18 protein-coding genes are annotated in these 19,932 nt (G+C 73.5%); 7 read left to right on the forward strand and 11 right to left on the reverse strand.

The window, feature by feature from the left end:
• Positions 1 to 147: 147 nt before the first annotated feature.
• Positions 148 to 942, forward strand: coding sequence for a GTP-binding protein LepA (locus tag ABD948_RS13580; protein WP_345266633.1), 795 nt, complete (start codon positions 148 to 150; stop codon positions 940 to 942).
• A 15-nt stretch (positions 943 to 957) separates the two neighbouring features.
• Here the strand turns inward: ABD948_RS13580 and ABD948_RS13585 are convergent, their stop codons facing one another.
• The 5 genes from ABD948_RS13585 to ABD948_RS13605 all read right to left on the reverse strand — a co-directional run bounded on the left by ABD948_RS13585 (position 958) and on the right by ABD948_RS13605 (position 5,567).
• Positions 958 to 1,605 (reverse strand): TetR/AcrR family transcriptional regulator, encoded by a 648-nt coding sequence (locus ABD948_RS13585; protein ID WP_345266635.1) that lies wholly within the window; start codon positions 1,603 to 1,605, stop codon positions 958 to 960.
• Positions 1,606 to 1,688: 83 nt separating this feature from the next.
• Positions 1,689 to 1,880: a ferredoxin gene (locus tag ABD948_RS13590; protein WP_345266637.1), complete on the reverse strand. Its 192-nt coding sequence runs from the start codon at positions 1,878 to 1,880 to the stop codon at positions 1,689 to 1,691.
• Between the two features lie 2 nt (positions 1,881 to 1,882).
• Positions 1,883 to 3,334, reverse strand: a complete 1,452-nt coding sequence (locus ABD948_RS13595) for a fatty acid desaturase (RefSeq protein WP_345266639.1) — start codon at positions 3,332 to 3,334, stop codon at positions 1,883 to 1,885.
• 121 nt (positions 3,335 to 3,455) lie between these two features.
• Entirely contained in the window at positions 3,456 to 5,126 is a 1,671-nt protein-coding gene (locus ABD948_RS13600) for a vWA domain-containing protein (RefSeq protein WP_345266641.1), read from the reverse strand.
• A 57-nt stretch (positions 5,127 to 5,183) separates the two neighbouring features.
• On the reverse strand, positions 5,184 to 5,567 hold the full coding sequence (locus ABD948_RS13605; RefSeq protein WP_345266643.1) for a hypothetical protein: 384 nt from the start codon (positions 5,565 to 5,567) through the stop codon (positions 5,184 to 5,186).
• Positions 5,568 to 5,770: 203 nt separating this feature from the next.
• Between ABD948_RS13605 and ABD948_RS13610 the strand changes: the two genes are divergently transcribed.
• The 3 genes from ABD948_RS13610 (at position 5,771) to katG (ending at position 9,361) form a co-directional block, all read left to right on the forward strand.
• The gene (locus ABD948_RS13610) at positions 5,771 to 6,412 is read left to right on the forward strand and encodes a hypothetical protein (protein WP_345266645.1); all 642 of its coding nucleotides are present in this window, start codon (positions 5,771 to 5,773) and stop codon (positions 6,410 to 6,412) included.
• Between the two features lie 210 nt (positions 6,413 to 6,622).
• A complete protein-coding gene (locus tag ABD948_RS13615) occupies positions 6,623 to 7,063 on the forward strand; it encodes a Fur family transcriptional regulator (protein WP_345266647.1) in 441 nt (146 codons plus the stop codon).
• A 57-nt stretch (positions 7,064 to 7,120) separates the two neighbouring features.
• Positions 7,121 to 9,361, forward strand: coding sequence for a catalase/peroxidase HPI (gene katG / locus ABD948_RS13620; RefSeq protein WP_345266649.1), 2,241 nt, complete (start codon positions 7,121 to 7,123; stop codon positions 9,359 to 9,361).
• Positions 9,362 to 9,640: 279 nt separating this feature from the next.
• Here katG and ABD948_RS13625 read toward each other — a convergent pair whose 3' ends face one another.
• The gene (locus ABD948_RS13625; protein ID WP_345266814.1) at positions 9,641 to 10,999 is read right to left on the reverse strand and encodes an NAD-dependent malic enzyme; all 1,359 of its coding nucleotides are present in this window, start codon (positions 10,997 to 10,999) and stop codon (positions 9,641 to 9,643) included.
• A 191-nt stretch (positions 11,000 to 11,190) separates the two neighbouring features.
• Here ABD948_RS13625 and ABD948_RS13630 point away from each other — a divergent pair, with 191 nt between their 5' ends.
• From ABD948_RS13630 to ABD948_RS13640, 3 genes are all read left to right on the forward strand, one after another.
• Complete coding sequence (locus tag ABD948_RS13630; RefSeq protein ID WP_345266651.1) at positions 11,191 to 11,805, forward strand: TetR/AcrR family transcriptional regulator; 615 nt, start codon at positions 11,191 to 11,193, stop codon at positions 11,803 to 11,805.
• Between the two features lie 45 nt (positions 11,806 to 11,850).
• Positions 11,851 to 14,223 (forward strand): MMPL family transporter, encoded by a 2,373-nt coding sequence (locus ABD948_RS13635; RefSeq protein WP_345266653.1) that lies wholly within the window; start codon positions 11,851 to 11,853, stop codon positions 14,221 to 14,223.
• Between the two features lie 160 nt (positions 14,224 to 14,383).
• On the forward strand, positions 14,384 to 15,661 hold the full coding sequence (locus ABD948_RS13640) for an FAD-binding protein (RefSeq protein WP_345266655.1): 1,278 nt from the start codon (positions 14,384 to 14,386) through the stop codon (positions 15,659 to 15,661).
• Positions 15,662 to 15,688: 27 nt separating this feature from the next.
• Here the strand turns inward: ABD948_RS13640 and ABD948_RS13645 are convergent, their stop codons facing one another.
• The 5 genes from ABD948_RS13645 to ABD948_RS13665 form a co-directional block, all read right to left on the reverse strand.
• Positions 15,689 to 16,162 carry an SRPBCC family protein gene (locus ABD948_RS13645; protein ID WP_345266657.1) on the reverse strand — a complete coding sequence of 158 codons (474 nt, stop codon included), beginning with the start codon at positions 16,160 to 16,162 and terminating at the stop codon, positions 15,689 to 15,691.
• 9 nt (positions 16,163 to 16,171) lie between these two features.
• Positions 16,172 to 16,654, reverse strand: coding sequence for a glutathione peroxidase (locus ABD948_RS13650; protein ID WP_345266659.1), 483 nt, complete (start codon positions 16,652 to 16,654; stop codon positions 16,172 to 16,174).
• A gap of 39 nt (positions 16,655 to 16,693) precedes the next feature.
• Positions 16,694 to 17,206 (reverse strand): hypothetical protein, encoded by a 513-nt coding sequence (locus ABD948_RS13655; RefSeq protein ID WP_345266661.1) that lies wholly within the window; start codon positions 17,204 to 17,206, stop codon positions 16,694 to 16,696.
• A gap of 8 nt (positions 17,207 to 17,214) precedes the next feature.
• Positions 17,215 to 18,192 (reverse strand): SDR family NAD(P)-dependent oxidoreductase, encoded by a 978-nt coding sequence (locus tag ABD948_RS13660; protein ID WP_345266663.1) that lies wholly within the window; start codon positions 18,190 to 18,192, stop codon positions 17,215 to 17,217.
• Between the two features lie 201 nt (positions 18,193 to 18,393).
• On the reverse strand, positions 18,394 to 19,800 hold the full coding sequence (locus ABD948_RS13665; protein ID WP_345266665.1) for an MFS transporter: 1,407 nt from the start codon (positions 19,798 to 19,800) through the stop codon (positions 18,394 to 18,396).
• Positions 19,801 to 19,932 lie beyond the last annotated feature (132 nt).

A 19,932-nucleotide genomic window follows, 5' to 3' on the forward strand; every position in this document is an offset into this window, starting at 1 on the left:
GGTCAGCCCAGCGTACGTGGCGCCCGTCACGGGAGCCTTCACGACCACCACCGCGTGGACCTAGCCTTAGCGGGTGGATCCGCAGGTCGCGCAGCGGCGCCTGGGGAGCACGTCGACCGGCTGGCAGACGAGCACCCCCCGATCGACATGGCCGCGGTGGACTTCGAGGTGCGCCGGCCCGACCTGCTCGCGCAGCGGTTCGGCCACGTGCTCGACTACATGGCGCGGGTCGAGCTCGAGGTCGACCGCAACGTCGTCGAGCTGGCGGTGCTCCTGCCCGACCCGCCCGAGATCGACGTGCGCTTCTTCCGCGACGTGTGGCACCCGCAGGAGGTGCGCCACGGCGAGATCCTCGACGAGCCGCAGCGCCGTCTCGGCCGCGACGGCGCCGCGCCCGACCTGGGCGGCGTGGGCACCAAGATCCGCGTCCTCGGCGCGCTCGGGCACCTTCCCGCGCTCCAGGACGTCAGCCGGATGCTCTACTACCTGACCGACGTGGCCACCGAGCGGTCGGCGGTGCTGGCCTACAACCTGCTCCACGAGGGGCTCGTGGAGATGGGCGAGCACGCCGTGGCGCAGACCGCGGTGGCACGGATCAGGCGGCAGGAGCCCGGGCACTTCGCCTTCTACCGGCTCTCGGCGCGGGCGCACTGGGCCACCCTCGCCACCTGGCAGCGGTGGCTGGTGCGGCGGCTGCGGGCCATCTCGTTCGCACCGGTGGGCGTCTACTCCCCCGCCCAGTCGGCCGACTTCGGTGACCTGATGGCCAGCCTGGGCATCACCGAGCAGCTCGACGACTTCACGGCCTCGATCGCGCGCGTGGAGCGCGAGCTGCTGTTCGCCCGCGAGCGGGGGCTGGCGGTGCCGCCCTACGTCCGGCGCGCCTTCGCCGAGGCCGTGGAGCGCTCGCGCGAGGGCGCGCGCACCGGCGAGGCCGCCTGACGTGGCGAGCCGGCGTCAGCCCTCGTGGTCGGGGCGCAGCACCCGGGCGGCGATCCAGGCGATGTCGGCCGCTGTCTCGCCGGGGGTGCCGGAGGGCTGCATCACGTGGCTCAGCACCACCCGCACCACCATGTCGATCGCGGCGCCGAGCCGGGCACTGCCCAGGCCGACGGCGTAGGGCTCGAGCCGCTCGGCGATCACCAGCTTGGCGGCGTCGAGCAGCGAGTCGGCGTGCGTGGTCAGCAGCGGCAGCAGCTCGGTGTCGGCCCCGTGAGTCGCCGAGACCACGGCGTGCAGCAGGTGGTTGTCCTGGGCGTGCTCGAGCACCAGCCTCGAGGCCTCCCCGATGGCGGCCACCAGGTCGTCGGGGTGGCGGTCGAACGCCACGCTGACGATGCCCATGAAGCGGTCCAGCTCGCGCAGGATCATCGCCTCGGCCAGCTGCGGCTTGGTGCCGATCTCGTTGTAGACCGTCTGCCGGCTCACGCCCACCTGCTCGGCGAGCTTGGCCATCGTCACCTGCGACCAGCCGACCTCGGCGGTCATCACCACCGCGGCGGCAACGACACGCTCGCGGGTGGTGGGCGGGCTCGACGGCGGGGCGGCCACGGCCGTCGCGTCCCTCCCCGAGCGCTCCACGTCGGCCAGCGTAGTCGCCGTCACCTGGGGCTCCCTTCGCGTGCGACTCGCGGCGGGCGCGGGGCGTGCCCGGGGGGAGTGCCCGCCGCGAGGTCGGGGTCGGCCAGTCAGTCGGCCAGCGTCAGCGCGAGCACCGGGCAGGCCTGCACGGCGGCGTGCACGTGGGCCCGGTCGCTCTCCGGCGGGTTCTCGTCGAGCACGTGCATCTGCTCGTCGTCGTCGAGCTCGAAGTAGTCGCTCGCCATGGCCTCGCACATGCCGAGGCCCTCGCACTTGTCGTAGTCGACGCTGATCCTCATGCTCACGCCTCGACCTTCGTGGCGGGGACGAAGTCCGCGGCCTCGCGGACGCCGCAGTCGGGGCAGCACCAGTCGCGCGGGATGTCCTTCCACGCGGTGCCGGCGGCGAAGCCCTCGAGCTCGTTGCCCACCTCGACCTCGTAGGTGTAGCCGCACCCGGGGCAGCGCATCGCCATCACCTCGTCGACGACGGTCTCGGTCTCGGTCGGGCTCGCGGCAACAGCGGGCGTGGAGGCGGGGGCGCTGGCCGCGACGCCGTAGCGCGCCAGGATCTTCTCGCGCTTCGGCGGGTGGATGTTGGCCAGCGTGACGTCGCCGCCGAAGTGGTCGACGACGCGCTGGTCCATCGCCCTGCGGAACAGCGGCGGCACCAGGGCCAGCACGATCATGCCGGCGTAGCCGGTGGGCAGCACCGGGCTCTCCTCGAAGTCGCGGAGCGTCTGGTAGCGCCGCGTGGGGTTGGCGTGGTGGTCGCTGTGGCGCTGCAGGTGGTAGAGCAGCACGTTGGTGGCGATGTTGTTGGAGTTCCACGAGTGCGAGGGGTCGACCCGCTCGTAGCGCTCCTTGCCGGGGCGCCCGACCTTCTGGCGCAGCATCCCGTAGTGCTCCATGAAGTTGACGACCTCGAGCAGCGAGAAGCCGATCACGGCCTGGACCAGCAGGAACGGCAGGATGCCGACGCCGAGCCACACCAGCAGCGCACCCCAGAGCACGGCCGACATCAGCCAGGCGTTGAGCACGTCGTTGCCGAGGTGGAAGGGGTGGGTCTTCTTGCGGGCGTAGCGCTTCTTCTCCAGGTGCCAGGCGCTCTTCAGGGAGCCGGCGACCGTGCGGGGCCAGAACTGGTAGAAGTTCTCGCCCAGCCGGCTGCTCGCAGGGTCCTCGGGGGTGGCGACGCGCACGTGGTGGCCGCGGTTGTGCTCGATGTAGAAGTGGCCGTAGAAGCTCTGCGCGAGGGCGATCTTGGAGAGCCAGCGCTCGTTGGCCTCGCGCTTGTGGCCCAGCTCGTGGGCGGTGTTGATGCCGATGCCACCGATGCAGCCGATCGAGGCCGCGAGACCGATCTTGTCCACGATCGTGAGGTCGCCACCGATGCCCAGCGGGTCGCCGCGGGCGATCAGGTACATCGCGCCCACGAAGCCGAGGTACTGGATCGGCAGGAACAGGTAGGTCACCCAGCGGTAGTACCGGTCCTGCTCGAGCGCCTCGATGACGTCGTCCGGCGGGTTGGAGCGGTCCAGGCCGGCCACGAGGTCGATGGCCGGCACGACCGCGAGGATCACGACCGGGCCGATCCAGAACCAGAAGCCCAGGCCGGTGGCGAGCCACAGCCCGTAGGCCAGGAAGGCCAGCGAGGGCACCACCAGGCCGATCAGCCACAGGTAGCGCTTCTTGTCGGTCCAGCCGTCCGTGGAGCCGGCCGGGACCGTGCCGTGGGGGATCTGCGTACTCATCTCGCTCACCTCGTGCGGGGGTGGTGGGATCGGGTTTACACGAAGGTAAGGGTTGTAAAGCAGATTGACAAGAGGCGTGCCGATGTAAAGTCACCGGTCCAGCCCGGCGGAGCCGGTGGCCTCAGTCGACGACCAGCCGCTCCGGCACGACCGCGACCGCGTCGCGAGCCATCTCCAGCAGCTCCTCGGCACCCCGCACGTCACGGTCGGCCAGCACCTGCACCCGGTTCCTCAGCTCCCCCAGGGTCAGGGTCGGGTCCGCGACCGGCCGCTGCCCCTTGACCAGGAGCGCGAGGTCGGCGACGGCGTCGGCGAGCGCGAGGTCCGAGGACGGCGCCGCACCCGGGTCGCCGGTCACGATCGGCGACGTCGCACGGCCGTCTCCGCTGCCGGCGCCACCGACCCCGACCGGGCGCCAGCGCACCTCCGCCTCGCCGAGCACCGTGCCAGGGGCGACCCCCGGGGCGGTCCGCACCTCGTAGAGCGCGGTGGCCCGGTGACCGGCGCCCAGCTCGCCCGCGTCGACGTCGAGGTCGGCGAAGTCCTCGTCGGCGATCTCGCGGTTCTCGTAGCCCACCAGGCGGTAGCCCTCGACCACCTCGGGGTCGAAGCGCACCTGCGCGCGGGCCTGCGCCGCCACCGGCGTCAGCGTGGTGACCAGGTCGGACCCGAAGAGCCGCTCGGCCTCCTCGAAGGTGTCGACGTAGGCGTAGAACCCGTCGCCCAGGTCGGCCAGCTGCTCCATCAGGTGGTCGTTGTAGTTGCCCATCCCGTAGCCCACGGTGACCAGGTGGATGCCCTCGGCGCCCTCCTCGGCGATCCGCTCGGTGATCGAGCCCGGACCGGTGGCGCCCACGTTGGCGACGCCGTCGGAGGCGAGCACCACCAGGTTGACCGCGCCGGGGTCGAAGGCCTCCCGGGCCTGGTCGTAGCCGAGCGCGAGGCCGGCCTCCAGGTGGGTGCTGCCGCCGGGCGTCAGCCGCTCGACGGCGTCGAGGATCCGCTCGGTCTCGGAGACGGGGGTGGGCGCGAGCAGCGGACGGGCCTGGTCCTCGAAGGAGACCAGCGAGACGGTGTCGTCCTCGCGCAGCCGGTCGGCAAGCAGCGCCAGCGAGGACTGCACCAGCCCCAGGCGCTCGCGCACGTCCATGCTCCCGGAGCGGTCGACCACCAGGGTCAGGTTGACGCGCGGCCGGTCGGCCGGCGTCACCTCGCGGGCACCGACGGCGACGCGCACCAGCTGGGTGTCCTCGGAGCCGGGAGCGGCCACGGCCTCGGTGCGCACGCCCAGGTCGGCGTCGGTCGGCGCCGGGTCGGCGTAGGGCATCGCGTTGACCCACTCCTCCACCCGGATCGACGCCGCGGGCGGCACCAACCCCTGCGCGAGCAGCGTGCGGGCCACGCCGAAGGACCCGGAGTCGACGTCGAGGGCGAAGGTGGAGGCGGCGTCGGTACCGGCGTCCACGAAGCCGCTGGTGCCGGCCTCGCGGAAGGTGTTGTCCTCCAGCGGACCGGGCTCCGGCTGCCGCGGCCGCCCGCGCCCCTCGGGCTGGGCCAGGGGCGGCGGTGCGCCCGCGGAGGCGCTCCGGGGCGCGGACTCCGAGACCGACCCGGCGGAGTCACCCGCCGCGGCGCTCTCGTAGTCCCGGACGTACTCCGCGGCGTCGATGCCGCGGGTCAGGGATCCCGGACCCTCGGGTCCGGTGCGCGGGGTGTGGGCGGGCTGGCAGGCACCGAGCGCGAGGGACGCGACGGCGGCCAGGGCGAGGGCGCGGACGTGGGGTCGGGTCATGCCGGCTGGGACGGCGGCGCCCGCCGTCCGGTTCCCCGCCGGGGTGGGGCCCCGCGGCTACAGCGTGCGGAAGATCGGCGTCCGGCGCAGGATCTCGATGCGCTCCTCGACCTGGGCGGCCAGCTGCGGGGCGCCGGAGCAGCGGATCCGGATCACGTGGCCCGGCGTGGTGATCGCGAGGCTGCGCGAGAAGCGGCGGGTGCCGACCTCGACGCCGGTGACCTCGCGCAGGTTGACGTCGAGCATCGCCATGCCGCGCCCGGCGCGGTGCGGGATGAAGTTCAGGTGCAGCTTGGTGAGGGTGAGCCGACCCGGCACCCACATGGCCCCCCACATGGTCCGGAAGCGGTGCAGGGTGCTGTCGCTGCCGCCGGAGGGCATGGCGTCGCCGGTCTCGACCAGGACCTGGCCAGACCTCGAGAACAGCACTCCGTACGCCACTCTCCGCATTCTGCTGGAGCGCGATGCATAGGCCGCCAGCGCGACGGGTACAGCGCACCCCCAGCGCGGTAACGGTTCAGTAAAGCGTGGCGGAGAACCCCGCACGCCGGGGCGTGACTCGTGGCCCAGGTCACCCTGCGCACCTGGCGGGGCGGCATGATGGGCACGTGTCCCCCGCACCTCTCCGCCCTCCTGGCGCACCCGTGCGCGGGCGTATCCATGACGAGCGGGGCGCGCTGCGCCGTCGCACGCTGGTGGTCGTGCCGCTGCTGCTGGGCGGCGTCGCGGTGGCCGGTGCCTACGGCGCGCGGATGATGCTCAGCGAGGACCGCAGCACCGGCGCGGGCGTCGTGTGCTGGAACGGGGTGGCCGAGCGCACCGCCGCGGACTGCTCGCCGCTGGCCGGGCGGGCCGGGCTGGCATGGGTCTTCCCCTCCTTCGACCCCGACCGCCTCGACTGCACCGACGACCTCGCCACCGGCGACGGCGCCAACCTGCGCCCGACCTCGTGGACCTGCAACGCGCAGGTGGGCGACAACGCGGTGCGGATCACCTACTACCGGATGTCGGACCCGCAGCAGGCCGCCGCCTACCAGGAGCGACGCTTCGGCGAGCCGGGCGGGCGGACGGCGGTCGGCAGCCCCGTGGGTCCCGGCGAGGCGCCCCAGCAGGTCTGGCGGGGTCGCGTCCGCGGCGAGTTCCTCGTGGTCGCCGCGCGCACCGACGTGCCCTTCGCCGTCGAGGTGGCCGCCGAGCTGCCGCGGGCGCGCGACCGCGCCGTGGGCACCGTGCGGATGCGTACCGGTGAGCTGCGCCTGCGGTCCACCGAGGCCGCGGGCGGCTAGGTCGGGCGGCTGTCCTGGACCGCCCAGGGGCCATGGGCGGGGCGGATGGGGCCCTGGTGACGGGTGAGCTCCTGGGTGGTGGCGATCGCCCAGCTCGCCGATCGATACGTCGGTCGGGAAGTGCGGCGTTCCCACGATCTCGTGGGACCGCCACGCGGCCCACCCCACCGCTCTTCTTGACTAGTTCCAGAAAAGTGGCAGGGTGGGGCCATGAGCACACGCACGGACCCGGCCGCCCTGGCCGACCAGCTGCGCTCCGCGGCACTGCGGGTCACCCGCCCGCGCGTGGCGGTGCTGGGGGCGGTCCACGCCCACCCGCACGCCGACACCGAGACCATCCTCGGCGCGGTGCGCGCCGACCTCCCCGCGGTCTCCCACCAGGCCGTCTACGACTGCCTGGCCGCGCTCACCCGCGCCGGGCTCGTGCGGCGCTTCCAGCCCGCCGGCTCCACGGCGCGCTACGAGACGCGCACGGGCGACAACCACCACCACCTCGTGTGCCGCGCGTGCGGCCGCGTCGTCGACGTCGACTGCGCCGTCGGCGCCGCCCCGTGCCTGGTGGCGGCCGACGAGCACGGCTTCGCCGTCGACGAGGCCGAGGTCACCTACTGGGGCCGCTGCGCCGCGTGCGCCGCCGGGCCCACCCCCTGAGCCACCCACCCAGCCCAGCACCAGCAACGTCCAGAGATCGCTACGGAAAGGTTGAGCATGGCCGAGCACGACGCCGTCGTCGGCGACATGAACGAGGAGGCCCGCGAGGGCACCTGCCCCGTCGCCCACACCGCCCAGAACACGCCCTACCCCAGCAACGGCAGCGCCCGTGACTGGTGGCCCGAGCGGCTGAACCTCAAGATCCTGGCCAAGAACCCCGTGGTGGCCAACCCGATGGGTGAGGACTTCGACTACGCCGAGGCGTTCTCGAGCCTCGACCTCGCCGCCGTCAAGCGCGACATCGCCGAGGTGCTCAGCACCTCGCAGGACTGGTGGCCCGCCGACTTCGGCCACTACGGCCCCTTCATGATCCGCATGGCGTGGCACAGCGCGGGCACCTACCGGGTGCACGACGGCCGCGGCGGCGCCGGCGCCGGGCAGCAGCGGTTCGCGCCGCTCAACTCCTGGCCCGACAACGCCAACCTCGACAAGGCCCGCCGCCTGCTGTGGCCGGTCAAGAAGAAGTACGGCAAGAACCTGTCCTGGGCCGACCTCATCGTCCTGACCGGCAACGTCTCGCTCGAGACCATGGGCTTCGAGACCTTCGGCTTCGCCGGCGGCCGCGACGACGTGTGGGAGCCCGACGACGACGTGTACTGGGGCCCCGAGACCGAGTGGCTCGGCGGCGAGGACGGCGGCGCGCTGCGCTACTCCGGCGAGCGCGAGCTCGACGCGCCCCTCGCGGCCGTCCAGATGGGCCTGATCTACGTCAACCCCGAGGGCCCCGAGGGCAAGCCCGACCCGGTGGCCTCCGCGCGCGACATCCGCGAGACCTTCGGCCGGATGGCGATGAACGACGAGGAGACCGTGGCCCTGATCGCGGGCGGCCACACCTTCGGCAAGACCCACGGCGCGGCCGACCCCGACGCCCACATCGGCGCCGAGCCCGAGGGCGCCCCGCTCGAGGCCCAGGGCCTGGGCTGGAGCAACAGCCACGGCACCGGCGCCGGCGCGGACACCATCACCAGCGGCCTCGAGGTCACCTGGACCACGCAGCCGACGCAGTGGACCAACGACTACTTCACCCACCTGTTCCAGTACGAGTGGGAGCTGGAGACCAGCCCCGGCGGCGCCGTCCAGTGGGTGGCCAAGGACGCCGAGGAGACCATCCCGCACGCCCACCACGAGGGCGTGAAGATCAAGCCCACGATGCTCACCACCGACCTGGCGCTGCGCTTCGACCCGGTCTACGAGCAGATCTCGCGGCGCTTCCTGGAGAACCCGCAGGAGTTCGCCAACGCGTTCGCCCGCGCCTGGTTCAAGCTCACCCACCGCGACATGGGCCCGGTCGTGCGCTACCTCGGCCCCGAGGTGCCGCAGGAGTCGCTGCTGTGGCAGGACCCCCTGCCCGAGGCCACCGGCACCCCGCTGGCCGAGGCCGACGTGGCCGAGCTCAAGCAGCTCATCGGCTCCACCGGCCTGACCAGCACCCAGCTGGTCTCCACCGCGTGGGCCGCGGCCTCCTCCTTCCGTGCCAGCGACAAGCGGGGCGGCGCCAACGGCGCCCGCATCCGCCTGGAGCCCCAGCGCGGCTGGACCGTCAACAACCCCGACGAGCTGGCGCAGGTGCTGCGTGCGCTCGAGGGCGTCCAGGCCGACTTCAACGGTCGCGGCGGGGCGCACGCCTCGCTGGCCGACCTGATCGTGCTGGGTGGCGGCGTCGGCGTCGAGCAGGCCGCTGCGGCGGCCGGCGTCGAGGTCACCGTGCCGTTCACGCCGGGTCGCGTCGACGCCACGCAGGAGCACACCGACGAGGAGTCCTTCGCCTGGCTGGAGCCCGTCGCCGACGGCTTCCGCAACTACTACGGCAAGGGCAACCGCCTGCCTGCGGAGTACCTGCTGGTCGACAAGGCCAACCTGCTGGGCCTCTCGGCCCCGCAGATGACCGTGCTCGTGGGCGGCCTGCGCACCATCGGCGCCACCTACGACGGGTCGAGCACGGGCGTCCTCACCGACCGTCCGGGCACGCTGAGCAACGACTTCTTCGTCAACCTGCTCGACCTCGGCACCGCCTGGAAGGCCGTCGACGACAGCCGCGAGGTCTACGAGGCGCGCGACGCCTCGGGTGCCGTGCGGTGGACCGGCAGCCGCGCCGACCTGGTGTTCGGCTCCAACTCCGAGCTGCGCGCCCTCGCCGAGGTCTACGCCAGCGACGACGCGCGCGAGAAGTTCGTGCACGACTTCGTGGACGCGTGGGTCACCGTGATGGAGAACGACCGGTTCGACCTGCACCGCTGATCGGCCACTGACCGGCTGACACGGCCGGCACACCTGGCACACCGACGACGCCCGGTCCCCCGCGAGGGGGCCGGGCGTCGTCGTCTGCTCGGCGGCACTCGTCCCACGCGTCACGCAGGCCTCAGATTTACCCGGCTGACCGGGTATCACCGAGCTTGTCGGCCAACGCGTTGGCCGACAAGTGGCACACCAGGCCGACAAGTCCGCGCCCCTCGACCCGCCAGGCCCGCCCGGCCCGCCCAGCCCGCCCCGCCATCGCGGCAGGGCTGCTGGGCCACGTCAGCGGTGGTGGCCGGAGTCGCGGCCGCTGATGGCGGTCGCGACGGCGTGCGGCACGTCGGGGTGGAAGACCGAGGGGATGATGAAGGTCGGGTTGATCTCGTCGTCCTTGACGACGTGCGCGATCGCCGCGGCGGCCCGCAGCAGCATGTCGACGCTGACCTCGGAGGCGCGGGCGTCGAGCAGGCCGCGGAAGACGCCGGGGAAGGCCAGCACGTTGTTGATCTGGTTGGGGTAGTCCGAGCGGCCGCTGGCCACGACGGCGGCGTACTTGGCGGCCGCGGCGGGGTCGACCTCGGGGTCGGGGTTGGCGAGGGCGAAGACGACGGCGTCGTCGGCCATGTCGGCGATCCACTCCGGCTGGAGGATGCCGGGGGCGCTGACGCCGATGAACACGTCGGCGTCGCGCAGCACGGTCTGCAGGTCGCCGCGCACGCCGCGGGGGTTGGTGGCAGCGGCCAGCTCGCGGTGGGCCGGGGCGAGCGTGTCGTCGTCGGAGGCCAGCGCGCCGGCCCGGTCGACGACGACGACGTCGGTGACGCCGGCGGCGAGCAGCAGGGTGACGATCGCGGTGCCGGCCGCTCCGCCGCCGGAGACGACCACCCGCACCTGTGCCAGCTGCTTGCCCACCACGCGCAGCGCGTTGGTGAGCGCCGCGAGCACCACGATGGCGGTGCCGTGCTGGTCGTCGTGGAAGACGGGGATGTCGAGACTCTCGCGCAGGCGGGCCTCGATCTCGAAGCAGCGGGGGGCCGCGATGTCCTCGAGGTTGATGCCGCCGAACCCCGGGGCGATCATCTCGACGGCGCGGACGATCTCGTCGGTGTCCTGGCTGGCCAGGCAGATCGGCCACGCGTCGATGTCGGCGAAGCGCTTGAACAGCGCGGCCTTGCCCTCCATGACCGGCAGCGCGGCACCCGGGCCGATGTTGCCGAGCCCCAGCACGGCGGAGCCGTCGGTGACGACGGCGACGCTGTTGCCCTTGACGGTCAGGCGGCGCACGTCCTCGGGGTTGTCGTGGATCGCCATGCTCACGCGGCCGACGCCGGGGGTGTAGGCCATCGAGAGGTCGTCACGGTTGCGCAACGGCACCTTGCTGCTCACCTCGATCTTCCCACCGAGGTGCAGCAGGAAGGTCCGGTCGCTGACCTTGTACACCTCGACGCCCTCGATGGCGTCGACGGCCGCGCGCAGCTCGGCGGCGTGGTCGGCGTCGCCGGCCGAGCAGGTGACGTCGACGACGAGCCGGGTGTTGCTCGACTCGGCGACGTCGACGGCGGTGACGATGCCGCCCGCCCCCGCGATGGCCGTGGCCACGGCGCCGACGACGCCGTGGTCGGGCGCCGTGTGCAGGCGCATGGTGATCGAGTAGGAGGACGTCGTCGCAGAGCGGGCCACGCGACCACTCTCGGGCGTGACGTGCGTTACCAGCAAGTCACCTGCGCGCCGGGCCGACCACAAGGACCACAACGTCCACAGCTGGCCACGCAGCCCCTGTGACGGCCGCCACATTTTTGCACTATTTGGAGCAGGGTGCAAAACTGCACTCCATGAGTCAGAGTGCAAACACGAGGGAGGCGCGGCGCCTCGCCACCGAGCGCCGGATCGTGGCCTGCGCCCAGGAGCTGACCCTCGAGCACGGTCTCGACGGCTTCACGATGGACGACCTCGCCGAGGCCGCCGAGGTCTCGCGCCGCACCCTGTTCAACTACTTCCCGAGCAAGATCGACGCCGTCCTCGGCGGCGTCCCCCAGCAGGACGACGAGGGCGTCGAGGTCTTCCGCGCCGGCGGTCCCACGGGCCGGCTGATGGACGACGTCGTGCACGTGGCGCTGCGCCTGATCACCGACGACGACCTCGGCCGCGCCGAGCTCGAGCGCGGCCAGCGCGTGGTGGCCAGCGACCCCAAGCTGCTCGCGGCCGCCCACGAGCGCTTCGAGCTGATGGTCGGCGAGTACGTCGACGTCATCCTGGCCCGCGAGGGCGAGGACTTCGGCCGCAGCCGGGCCCAGCTGCTGATCCGGCTCGTCGTCGCGATCTTCGACTCCTGCCTGCCCTCCCCCCTGCACGGCGCCCGCACGGACGCCGAGCAGGCCGCCGACGACCGGCCCTTCGAGGCCGTCTTCACCGAGCAGATCGCCGCCGCGCGCGAGCTCTTCGCCTGACCCGCACCAGACCGCACCTTCCCCACACCCAGGAGACCCCACCCCATGGCCACCTTCCTCCAGCGACTCGGATCGGCCGCCTACCGGCGCTGGCCCGTCGTCGTCGCCGCCTGGCTCGTCGCCCTGATCGGCGTCGGCGCGCTCGCCGCCGGCTTCAGCAAGCCGATGTCGGACACCTTCTCGATCCCCGGCATCCCCTCCGAGCGGGCCGCGACCCTGCAGCAGGAGCTGTTCCCGACCGCGGTCGACGCCTTCGACCAGGCCAGCGTCACCGTGGTCGTGCAGGCGCCGCAGGGTCAGCAGCTCAGCGACCCCGCCGTCGCCGAGCAGGTCGGTGAGCTCGTGGCCGCCCTGCAGGGGCTGCCGCAGATGCCGCCCGCCGACGTCGCTCCGCTGGCCGACCCGGTGACCGCCGCGCAGGCTCAGCGCGAGCAGCTGGTGGGCGCCGCCGTCGAGGGCGGCACGCCCGAGGAGGTCGCCCAGGCCAACGCCGACGCGCTGAGCCCGCTCAGCGAAGACGGCACCACCGGCCTGATCCCGTTCACCTTCGACGTCGACACCGTCGCCGACGTCGAGCCCGCCACCGTGGAGGCGCTGACCGACGTCATGGACGACGCCCGCGAGGGCGGCCTGACCGTCGAGGCCAACGGCTCGGGCCTGCAGACCATCCCCCACCTGGGCGGGACCTCCGAGCTGATCGGCATCGGCGTGGCCCTGGTGGTGCTGGTGCTCACCTTCGGCTCGCTGGTCGCAGCCGGCCTGCCGATCCTCACCGCGCTCTTCGGTGTGGGCATCGGCGTCGCCGGCATCACCGCCGCGACCGCCTTCACCGACATCGGCTCCACCACGCCGCTGCTGGCCACGATGATCGGCCTGGCCGTCGGCATCGACTACACGCTGTTCATCCTGGCCCGCTACCGCAGCGAGCTCGAGCACACCGACGACCGGCGCCAGGCCATCGGCATCGCCGTGGGCACCGCCGGCTCCGCCGTCGTCTTCGCCGGCCTGACCGTGCTGATCGCCCTCTCCGCGCTCTCGGTGGTGCGGATCCCGTTCCTGACGAGCATGGGCATCGCGGCCGCCGTCACCGTGCTGATCGCGGTGCTGGTGGCGCTCACGCTGCTGCCGGCCGTGCTCGGCATGCTGGGCAAGCGCTCCTTCGGGGGCGTCGTCCGGCGCTACCGCCCCACCCGCGACGCCGAGGGCCGCGTGCTCAACAACGGCGTGCGCTGGGCCCGCCTCCTGGGCAAGCGCCCCGTCGCCGTCGTCCTGCTGGTCGTGGTCGGGCTCGGTGCGCTCGCGCTGCCCATCCGCGACCTGTACCTGGCCTTCCCGACCGACTCCACCGCCTCCAGCGACACCACGCAGCGCCAGGCCTCCGACCTGATCGCCGCCGAGTTCGGGCCCGGCCGCGACGCGCCGCTCGCCGTCGTCGTCGACGCCCGCGGTCTCGACGAGGAGCAGGCCGGCGCCGCGTTCGGCGCCGTCGCGGAGTGGGCGGGCGGCCAGGACGGCGTCGCCAACGCCCAGGTCGTGGCCACCAACGCGCCCCTGGGTGCCGACGGCGCCCCGACCGGCCCCGCCACGGGCGCCCAGGTGCTGGTCACGCCCGCCACCGGCGCCGAGGACCAGGACACCGAGGAGGTGCTCCAGGCGCTGCGCGACGGGCAGTCGGGCATCGAGGAGGAGACCGGCACCGAGATCGGCGTCACCGGCCTGACCGCGATCACCGTCGACGTCTCCGAGCGCCTCGCCAGCGCGCTGCCGATCTACCTCGCGATCGTCGTCGGACTGGCGTTCATCCTGCTGATGATCGTCTTCAGGTCGATCCTGGTGCCGCTCACCGCCACCCTGGGCTTCCTGCTCTCGGTGCTCGCCACCCTGGGCCTGACCGTCCTGATCTTCCAGGAGGGTGCGCTCGGCCTCATGGAGGGCCAGCCGATCGTCAGCTTCATCCCGATCTTCCTGATCGGGCTGGTCTTCGGGCTGGCGATGGACTACCAGGTGTTCCTGGTGACCCGGATGCGCGAGGCGCACGTGCACGGCATGGGCACGCGGGAGGCCGTCGTCGACGGGTTCCGCAACAGCGCCCGCGTGGTGACCGCCGCCGCTGTCATCATGATCTCGGTGTTCGCGGCCTTCATCCTGATCGACGACCCGATCATCAAGTCCATGGGCTTCGCCCTGGCGGTGGCGGTGTTCCTCGACGCCTTCGTGGTGCGGATGACGCTGATCCCGGCGCTGATGTACCTGCTCGGCGAGAAGGCCTGGTGGCTGCCGCGCTGGCTGGACCGGCTGCTGCCGAACGTCGACGTCGAGGGCGAGAAGCTCGAGCGCCCCGCCGGCTCCACCGGTCGACGCGACCCCGACGCCGGCTCCGGCGCCGGTGACCGCGAGCCGGTCTCCGCGGGGGTCTGAGGGCGCGCACAGGGGCGTGGGGATGATCCCACGTCCACGTGGGATCGCGGAACCGGGGGGCCGGAATTCTGGCCCCCCGGTCCGTGACAGGTCCCCCGCGCGAGGCAGGTGGGGCGGGTGTGACGGCGGCGTCCACCACCACCCGGGCACAGTGGCACCTGTGAGCGTGCAGAACTGGGGCGGCAACGTCACCTACACCCCGTCGGAGATCCACCGCCCCACCTCGCTGGCCGACCTGCAGGCCCTGGTGCGCAGCAGCGCCCAGGTGCGCGCCGTCGGCAGCCGCCACTCCTTCAACCGCATCGCCGACGCCGGCGCGCCGGGCGGCGTGCTCGTGGCCACCTCGGCGATGCCGGCCGAGCTGGAGGTCGACGCCGGCGCGCGCGTCGTGCGCGCGTCCGGCGGGCTCACCCACGCCGCGCTGGCCGCGCAGCTGCACGCCGCCGGGTGGGCGCTGCCCAACCTCGCCTCGCTGCCGCACCTCAGCGTCGCGGGAGCCGTCCAGACCGGCACGCACGGCTCCGGCGCGCGCAACCCCGCGCTGGCGGCATCGGTGGTGGCCGTCGAGCTGGTCGACGCCGACGGCGAGCTGCAGCGCGTCACCGCCGAGGACGCCGACTTCCCGGTCGCCGTCGTCGGCCTGGGCGCGCTCGGCGTCGTCACCACCGTCGAGCACCGGCTGGCGCCCACGTTCGAGGTGGAGCAGCGCGTCGTCGGCGGTCTCGCCTGGGACCGGATCCTCCCGCAGCTGGAGGAGGTGATGGCGAGCGCGTACAGCGTCAGCCTCTTCACCGGCTACCTGCCGGGCGAGCCGGTGCGGGCCTGGGTCAAGCACGCCGTCGACTCCCCCGACCAGCCGAGCCGGTGGCCCCAGTGGCTCGTGGACGAGCTCGGCGGGCACGAGGCCGACGAGCCGGTGCACCCCGTGCCCGGCGTGCCGGCCGACGGCGTCACCACCCAGGGCGGCGTGCCCGGCCCCTGGCACGAGCGGCTCCCGCACTTCTCGGCCGACAGCGTGCCCAGCGTCGGCGACGAGATCCAGACCGAGTACTTCGTCGACGTCGAGCGCGGCGTCGAGGCGATCGAGCTGCTGCGCGGGCTGGGCGAGCAGCTGGCGCCGGCGCTGCGGGTCGCCGAGGTGCGCCGCGTCGCGCCCGACGAGGCGTGGCTCAGCCCGGCCTGGCAGCGCGACAGCCTGGCGCTGCACTTCACCTGGCGCAACGACGACGACGCGGTCGCCGCGGCCGTCGCCCTCCTCGAGCAGGTGCTGCTCCCGCTGGGTGCGCGCCCGCACTGGGGCAAGCAGTTCGCCGCCTCGCACGACCAGCTGGCCGCGGCCTACCCCCGGCTGCGCGAGGCCGCCGCCGTCGTCGCCCGCCGCGACCCCGCCGGCCGCTTCCGCAACGAGTTCCTCAGCCGGGTGCTCGGGCTGGGCTGACCCGCGGCCGAGCGGCGGCTCGCGCCGTCAGCCCCGCACGCCCAGGTGGGCCAGCAGGTTCTTGCTGAACCGGTCGCCCATGGTCGCCATCACGCCCTTCATCGCGGTGCGCACCGCGGGCGCGGAAAGCTTGGGCAGCGGCGCGTCCAGGCAGATGTCGAGCTTGGTTTCGAGCCGCGTCGTGCCGTTCGGGCCGTCGGAGAGGTCGTACCAGCCGTTGACGCCGGCGCGCTCGGGGGAGCCCTCGGGCGGCTCGTGGTGGAACTCGATGCGGCGCGGCTCGTCGAAGACCATCCGCTCGGTGAAGGCGGGCGAGATCCGGCGACCGAGCACGTCGAACCCGCTCATGCTCCAGAACCAGTACTCGCCGTCGGGCTCGATGCTCTTGACGAAGGGCGTCAGCTTCGCCACCAGGGCGGGGTCGGTGAGGGCCGCCCAGATGTCGGCACGGTCGGCGTCGACGTCGGCCTGGGCGGAGGTGGACGCCGAGAAGGTAGCCATGGGAGCCGGTTACCCGGCCAGCGCCTTCTCGATGTCCTTGCTGATCTTCTCGGGCTTCGTCGTGGGGGCGTAGCGGTCGATGACCTGCCCGTCCTTGCCCACCAGGAACTTGGTGAAGTTCCACTTGATCTTGCTGCCCATCAGGCCGCCCTTCTGGTCGCGCAGCCACTGGTAGATCGGGTGCGCGCCGTCGCCGTTGACCTCGACCTTGCTGAACAGCGGGAAGGTGACGCCGAAGTTGCGCTCGCAGAAGCCGGCGATCTCGGCGTCCTCGCCCGGCTCCTGGCCACCGAACTGGTCGCACGGGAACCCGAGCACGGTGAAGCCCTGGCCCGCGTAGGTGTCGTGCAGCTGCTGCAGCCCCTGGTACTGCGGGGTGAAGCCGCACTGCGAGGCGGTGTTGACCACCAGGACCACCTGGCCCTGGAACGCGGAGAGGTCCGTGGCCTGACCGTCGATGGCGGTGGCGGTGAAGTCGTGCAAGGTCGTCATACCGTCAGTCTGACATCCCCACCACAGCGCCCCGCCGGTTCAGCCGGCCGGTGGCGGTCGCCGCCGGTCGGGGTGGAAGGGCCAGTCGTCGGGCTCCTCGGGCTCGGCGACGCCGACGCGTCCCGCGAACCGCCACGCCAGCAACCCCGCCAGCACCAGGGCCAGGTCGGCGAGCAGCGTGACGCCGAGCAGCACCCCGCCCACACCCAGGACACCGCCCGAGCCACCCGCCTCGCCGGCCAGCTCGAGGACCTGCGGCCGCCCGGGCAGCACCCGCACGGTCGTCTCCCCGGCGGTCAGCGCGGCGTCGAGGGCCTCGGCGGAGGTGGGCACCGACTGCTCGCGCTCGGTCTCGGGCACCGCCCGATCGCCCACCTCCTCCGGCAGCCGCACCACGAGCGACCCGTCACCCCCCGCCTCCAGCGCCCGGGCCCGCACCTCGACGCCGTCGCGCGCCAGCTGCGCGCGCTGCCAGGCACCGTGCACCACCGGCAGGTTCACCACCACCGCGAGCAGCAGCAGGGCCAGCAGCACCCGGCCGCGGCTGCGCACGAGCCCGCCTACCAGGCCGCGGAGGTGTCGGTGGAGTGCGAGACGTAGGCCAGGAAGCGACCCTCGTCGGTGGGGTCGAGCCGCCGCTGCACCGGATAGGTGGTGGGGCGGCGGGCACGGTCGTGCCAGAACTGGTGGTCCTCCTCCAGCGCGGACGCGGGGCGGGTCGCCACGAGCCAGACGGCGGTGTCGGCACCCCCTGCGGCATCGCGCAGGATCGGGCCCACCAGCTTGCCGAAGCCCGGCAGCGCGTCGGTGACGCCGGGGGTGTCGGCCCAGCCGGGGTGCATGCTCACGACCCGCACCCGGCCGCCGCGCAGGCGGCGCGACCACGCGTCGGCGAGCACGACCTGCATCCGCTTGGTGCGGGCGTAGGCGCGCACACCGTCGTACTCCGACTCGCGGTACTCGATCTCGTCGGGCTCGGTGCGCAGCCCGGCGGAGTACATGCCGCCCGACGACATGAACACCACGGTGCCCGCCCCCTCGCCCAGCAGCGGCAGCAGCAGCTCGTTCATCAGGTGCGGGCCGAGCACGTGGGCGGCCAGGCCCAGCTCGTGACCCTGCGCGCTCTCCTCGCGCTGCTTGGTCATCACGCCGGCGTTGTGCACCAGGCCGTGCACCGCCTCGACCCGCTCGGAGAGGTCGGCGCACCAGGCGCGGACGGCGTCGAGGTCACCGACGTCGCAGACCTCCTCGACGACCTCGGCCGTGGGCACGTCGCGGCGCAGCTCGGCGGCGTAGCGGGCCACCTTCTCGGGGTTGCGACCGAGCAGGTGAACGGTGGCGCCGAGGTCGAGGAAGGAGCGGGCCATCGCCTCGCCGATGCCGGAGGTGGCGCCGGTGACGACGACGCGCTGTCCGGCCAGGGCGCCGGCGGGCGGGTCGGCCGGCCACCAGCGGCGGCGCAGCGCCGGCCCGATCTTGGAGTAGCCGAGGACCAGCGAGCGGTCGAGGACGGCGTCGAGCACGGAGGAGGGGCGCATGCGGCCAGCCTAGGAGCGCGATCCCCAGGTGCGATCCCCAGGACGGGGCGCCGGTCGGGGGGACGCGGCCCCTGCTCTCCCCCCACGGTCGACCAGGGGCCGCTACGGCACCCGAGGGCGCCGTTGGGCCAAGCGTAGGGCCCCGTGGGCGTCTGGACCAGTAGGCCGCCCCGCGCCTGGGGAGGAGACTGCCCGCCCCGGCTACCGCGGGGCAGGTGCGGCGGTGCGCGGGCTCACCCACACGCCGAGGGCCGCCAGCGCCACGACCACCACCACGAGGCCGCTCAGCCCGAGGGCGACGGTGGCGGCGGTGGCCACCAGCGCCCCGCCCACACCGACGAACACGGCCTGCGCCAGGCCGTCACCCAGCTGGGCCGCGGCGGAGTTGGCGCCCACCAGCGCCGGCGGCGAGGCCTCCAGCAGCAGCTGGGAGATCGCCGAGAAGCCCAGCCCCATGCCCAGCCCGGCCACGGTCCACGCGGGCACGGCCACCCACGCGGCGCCCCAGGTCGGCGTCACGAGCAGGAGCGCGGCCGCCCCGGCGGCGACGCCCGCGAAGCCCACCCGCAGCAGCACCGGGCGGGCGAGGTCGGGGTGGCGTCCCTGCCAGGCCGAGGAGGCCGACCAGCCCAGCGAGCCCGCGATCAGCGGCGTGCCGGCCGCCGTCAGCGACCACCCGTGCACGTCGGTGAGCAGCAGCGGCAGGTAGGCGGTGGTGGCGAAGAAGGCGCCGGCGATCAGCCCCCGGCACAGCACGACGGCGGCCACCCCGCGCCGTGCGCTCAGGGTGCCGGGCGGCAGCAGCCGGCGCAGGGCGGGCACGAGCACGCCGAGCGACGCCGCGGCGACCAGGCCGACCACCCACGACGCCGCGCCACCGCCGTCGGCCTCCTGCCCGGCCCAGCTGAGCGCCGCGACGGCGAGCGCGGCCGCGGTGGCGGGCAGGAGGACCTGCGGACGCCGCGTGCCGCCGTCGCCGTCCCCGTCGCCACCGCGGGCCAGCGGCTGCAGGGTCCGCACGGCGGGTGCCACCAGCGCCATGGCGAGCACGACCAGCGGCACCAGGCCGAGGAACACCCAGTGCCAGGAGACCGTGTCGGTCACGAGCCCTGCCACCGGCGGTCCCACCAGCGAGGGCAGCACCCAGGCGGAGGAGATCAGCCCGAAGACCGCCGGCCGCGCCGCCGCGGAGTAGACCGCGGCGATCAGCACGTAGACGGCGACGCCCTGCACGCCGGCGCCGGCCCCCTGCAGCACCCGCCCGAGCAGCAGCTGGGCGAAGGTCTCCGCGGTGCCTGCGACCAGCAGGCCGGCGCCGAAGACCGCGGGTGCCACCAGCAGCGGCCACCGGGCCCCGTGGGTGTCGCACCAGCGGCCGCCGAGCACGGTGCCCAGCACCGAGGCCGCGACGAACGAGACGAACGGCCAGGCGTAGAGGTCCACCGAGCCGAGGTCGGCCACCAGCGCCGGCATGGCGGTGCTGACGCCCATGTTCTCGAAGGCGATCAGGCTGATCAGCAGCACGATGCCGACCGTCACCGGGCGCCTCCCCGGCCCCACGAGCTCCTCGCGCACGGAGGTGGAGGCGGCTGCGGTCACGTCGCTCATCCTCGCCCCTCCCCGGTCACGTCCACGATCGGCCTCGACGGTAGGACTTCAACCGCAGTCGAGGTCAATCCGGCGTCGGGCGGAGTGTGGGTGAGTTGTTGACCGGCTGTTCTTGAGGTCACCCCGCCGGTG

The sequence above is a fragment of the Nocardioides nanhaiensis genome (assembly GCF_039542785.1).
In the GTDB taxonomy this organism is placed as follows: domain Bacteria; phylum Actinomycetota; class Actinomycetes; order Propionibacteriales; family Nocardioidaceae; genus Nocardioides; species Nocardioides nanhaiensis.

Bases quoted from the DNA above. Each gene is read 5' to 3' on its own strand.
- ABD948_RS13635 (WP_345266653.1), top strand. From the start codon at position 11,851: ATGGCCACCTTCCTCCAGCGACTCGGATCGGCCGCCTACCGGCGCTGG.
- ABD948_RS13600 (WP_345266641.1), bottom strand. From the start codon at position 5,126: ATGACCCGACCCCACGTCCGCGCCCTCGCCCTGGCCGCCGTCGCGTCC.
- ABD948_RS13595 (WP_345266639.1), bottom strand. From the start codon at position 3,334: ATGAGTACGCAGATCCCCCACGGCACGGTCCCGGCCGGCTCCACGGAC.
- katG (WP_345266649.1), top strand. From the start codon at position 7,121: ATGGCCGAGCACGACGCCGTCGTCGGCGACATGAACGAGGAGGCCCGC.
- ABD948_RS13650 (WP_345266659.1), bottom strand. From the start codon at position 16,654: ATGACGACCTTGCACGACTTCACCGCCACCGCCATCGACGGTCAGGCC.
- ABD948_RS13580 (WP_345266633.1), top strand. From the start codon at position 148: ATGGCCGCGGTGGACTTCGAGGTGCGCCGGCCCGACCTGCTCGCGCAG.
- ABD948_RS13630 (WP_345266651.1), top strand. From the start codon at position 11,191: ATGAGTCAGAGTGCAAACACGAGGGAGGCGCGGCGCCTCGCCACCGAG.
- ABD948_RS13625 (WP_345266814.1), bottom strand. From the start codon at position 10,999: ATGCGCCTGCACACGGCGCCCGACCACGGCGTCGTCGGCGCCGTGGCC.
- ABD948_RS13615 (WP_345266647.1), top strand. From the start codon at position 6,623: ATGAGCACACGCACGGACCCGGCCGCCCTGGCCGACCAGCTGCGCTCC.
- ABD948_RS13660 (WP_345266663.1), bottom strand. From the start codon at position 18,192: ATGCGCCCCTCCTCCGTGCTCGACGCCGTCCTCGACCGCTCGCTGGTC.
- ABD948_RS13645 (WP_345266657.1), bottom strand. From the start codon at position 16,162: ATGGCTACCTTCTCGGCGTCCACCTCCGCCCAGGCCGACGTCGACGCC.
- ABD948_RS13590 (WP_345266637.1), bottom strand. From the start codon at position 1,880: ATGAGGATCAGCGTCGACTACGACAAGTGCGAGGGCCTCGGCATGTGC.
- ABD948_RS13665 (WP_345266665.1), bottom strand. From the start codon at position 19,800: ATGAGCGACGTGACCGCAGCCGCCTCCACCTCCGTGCGCGAGGAGCTC.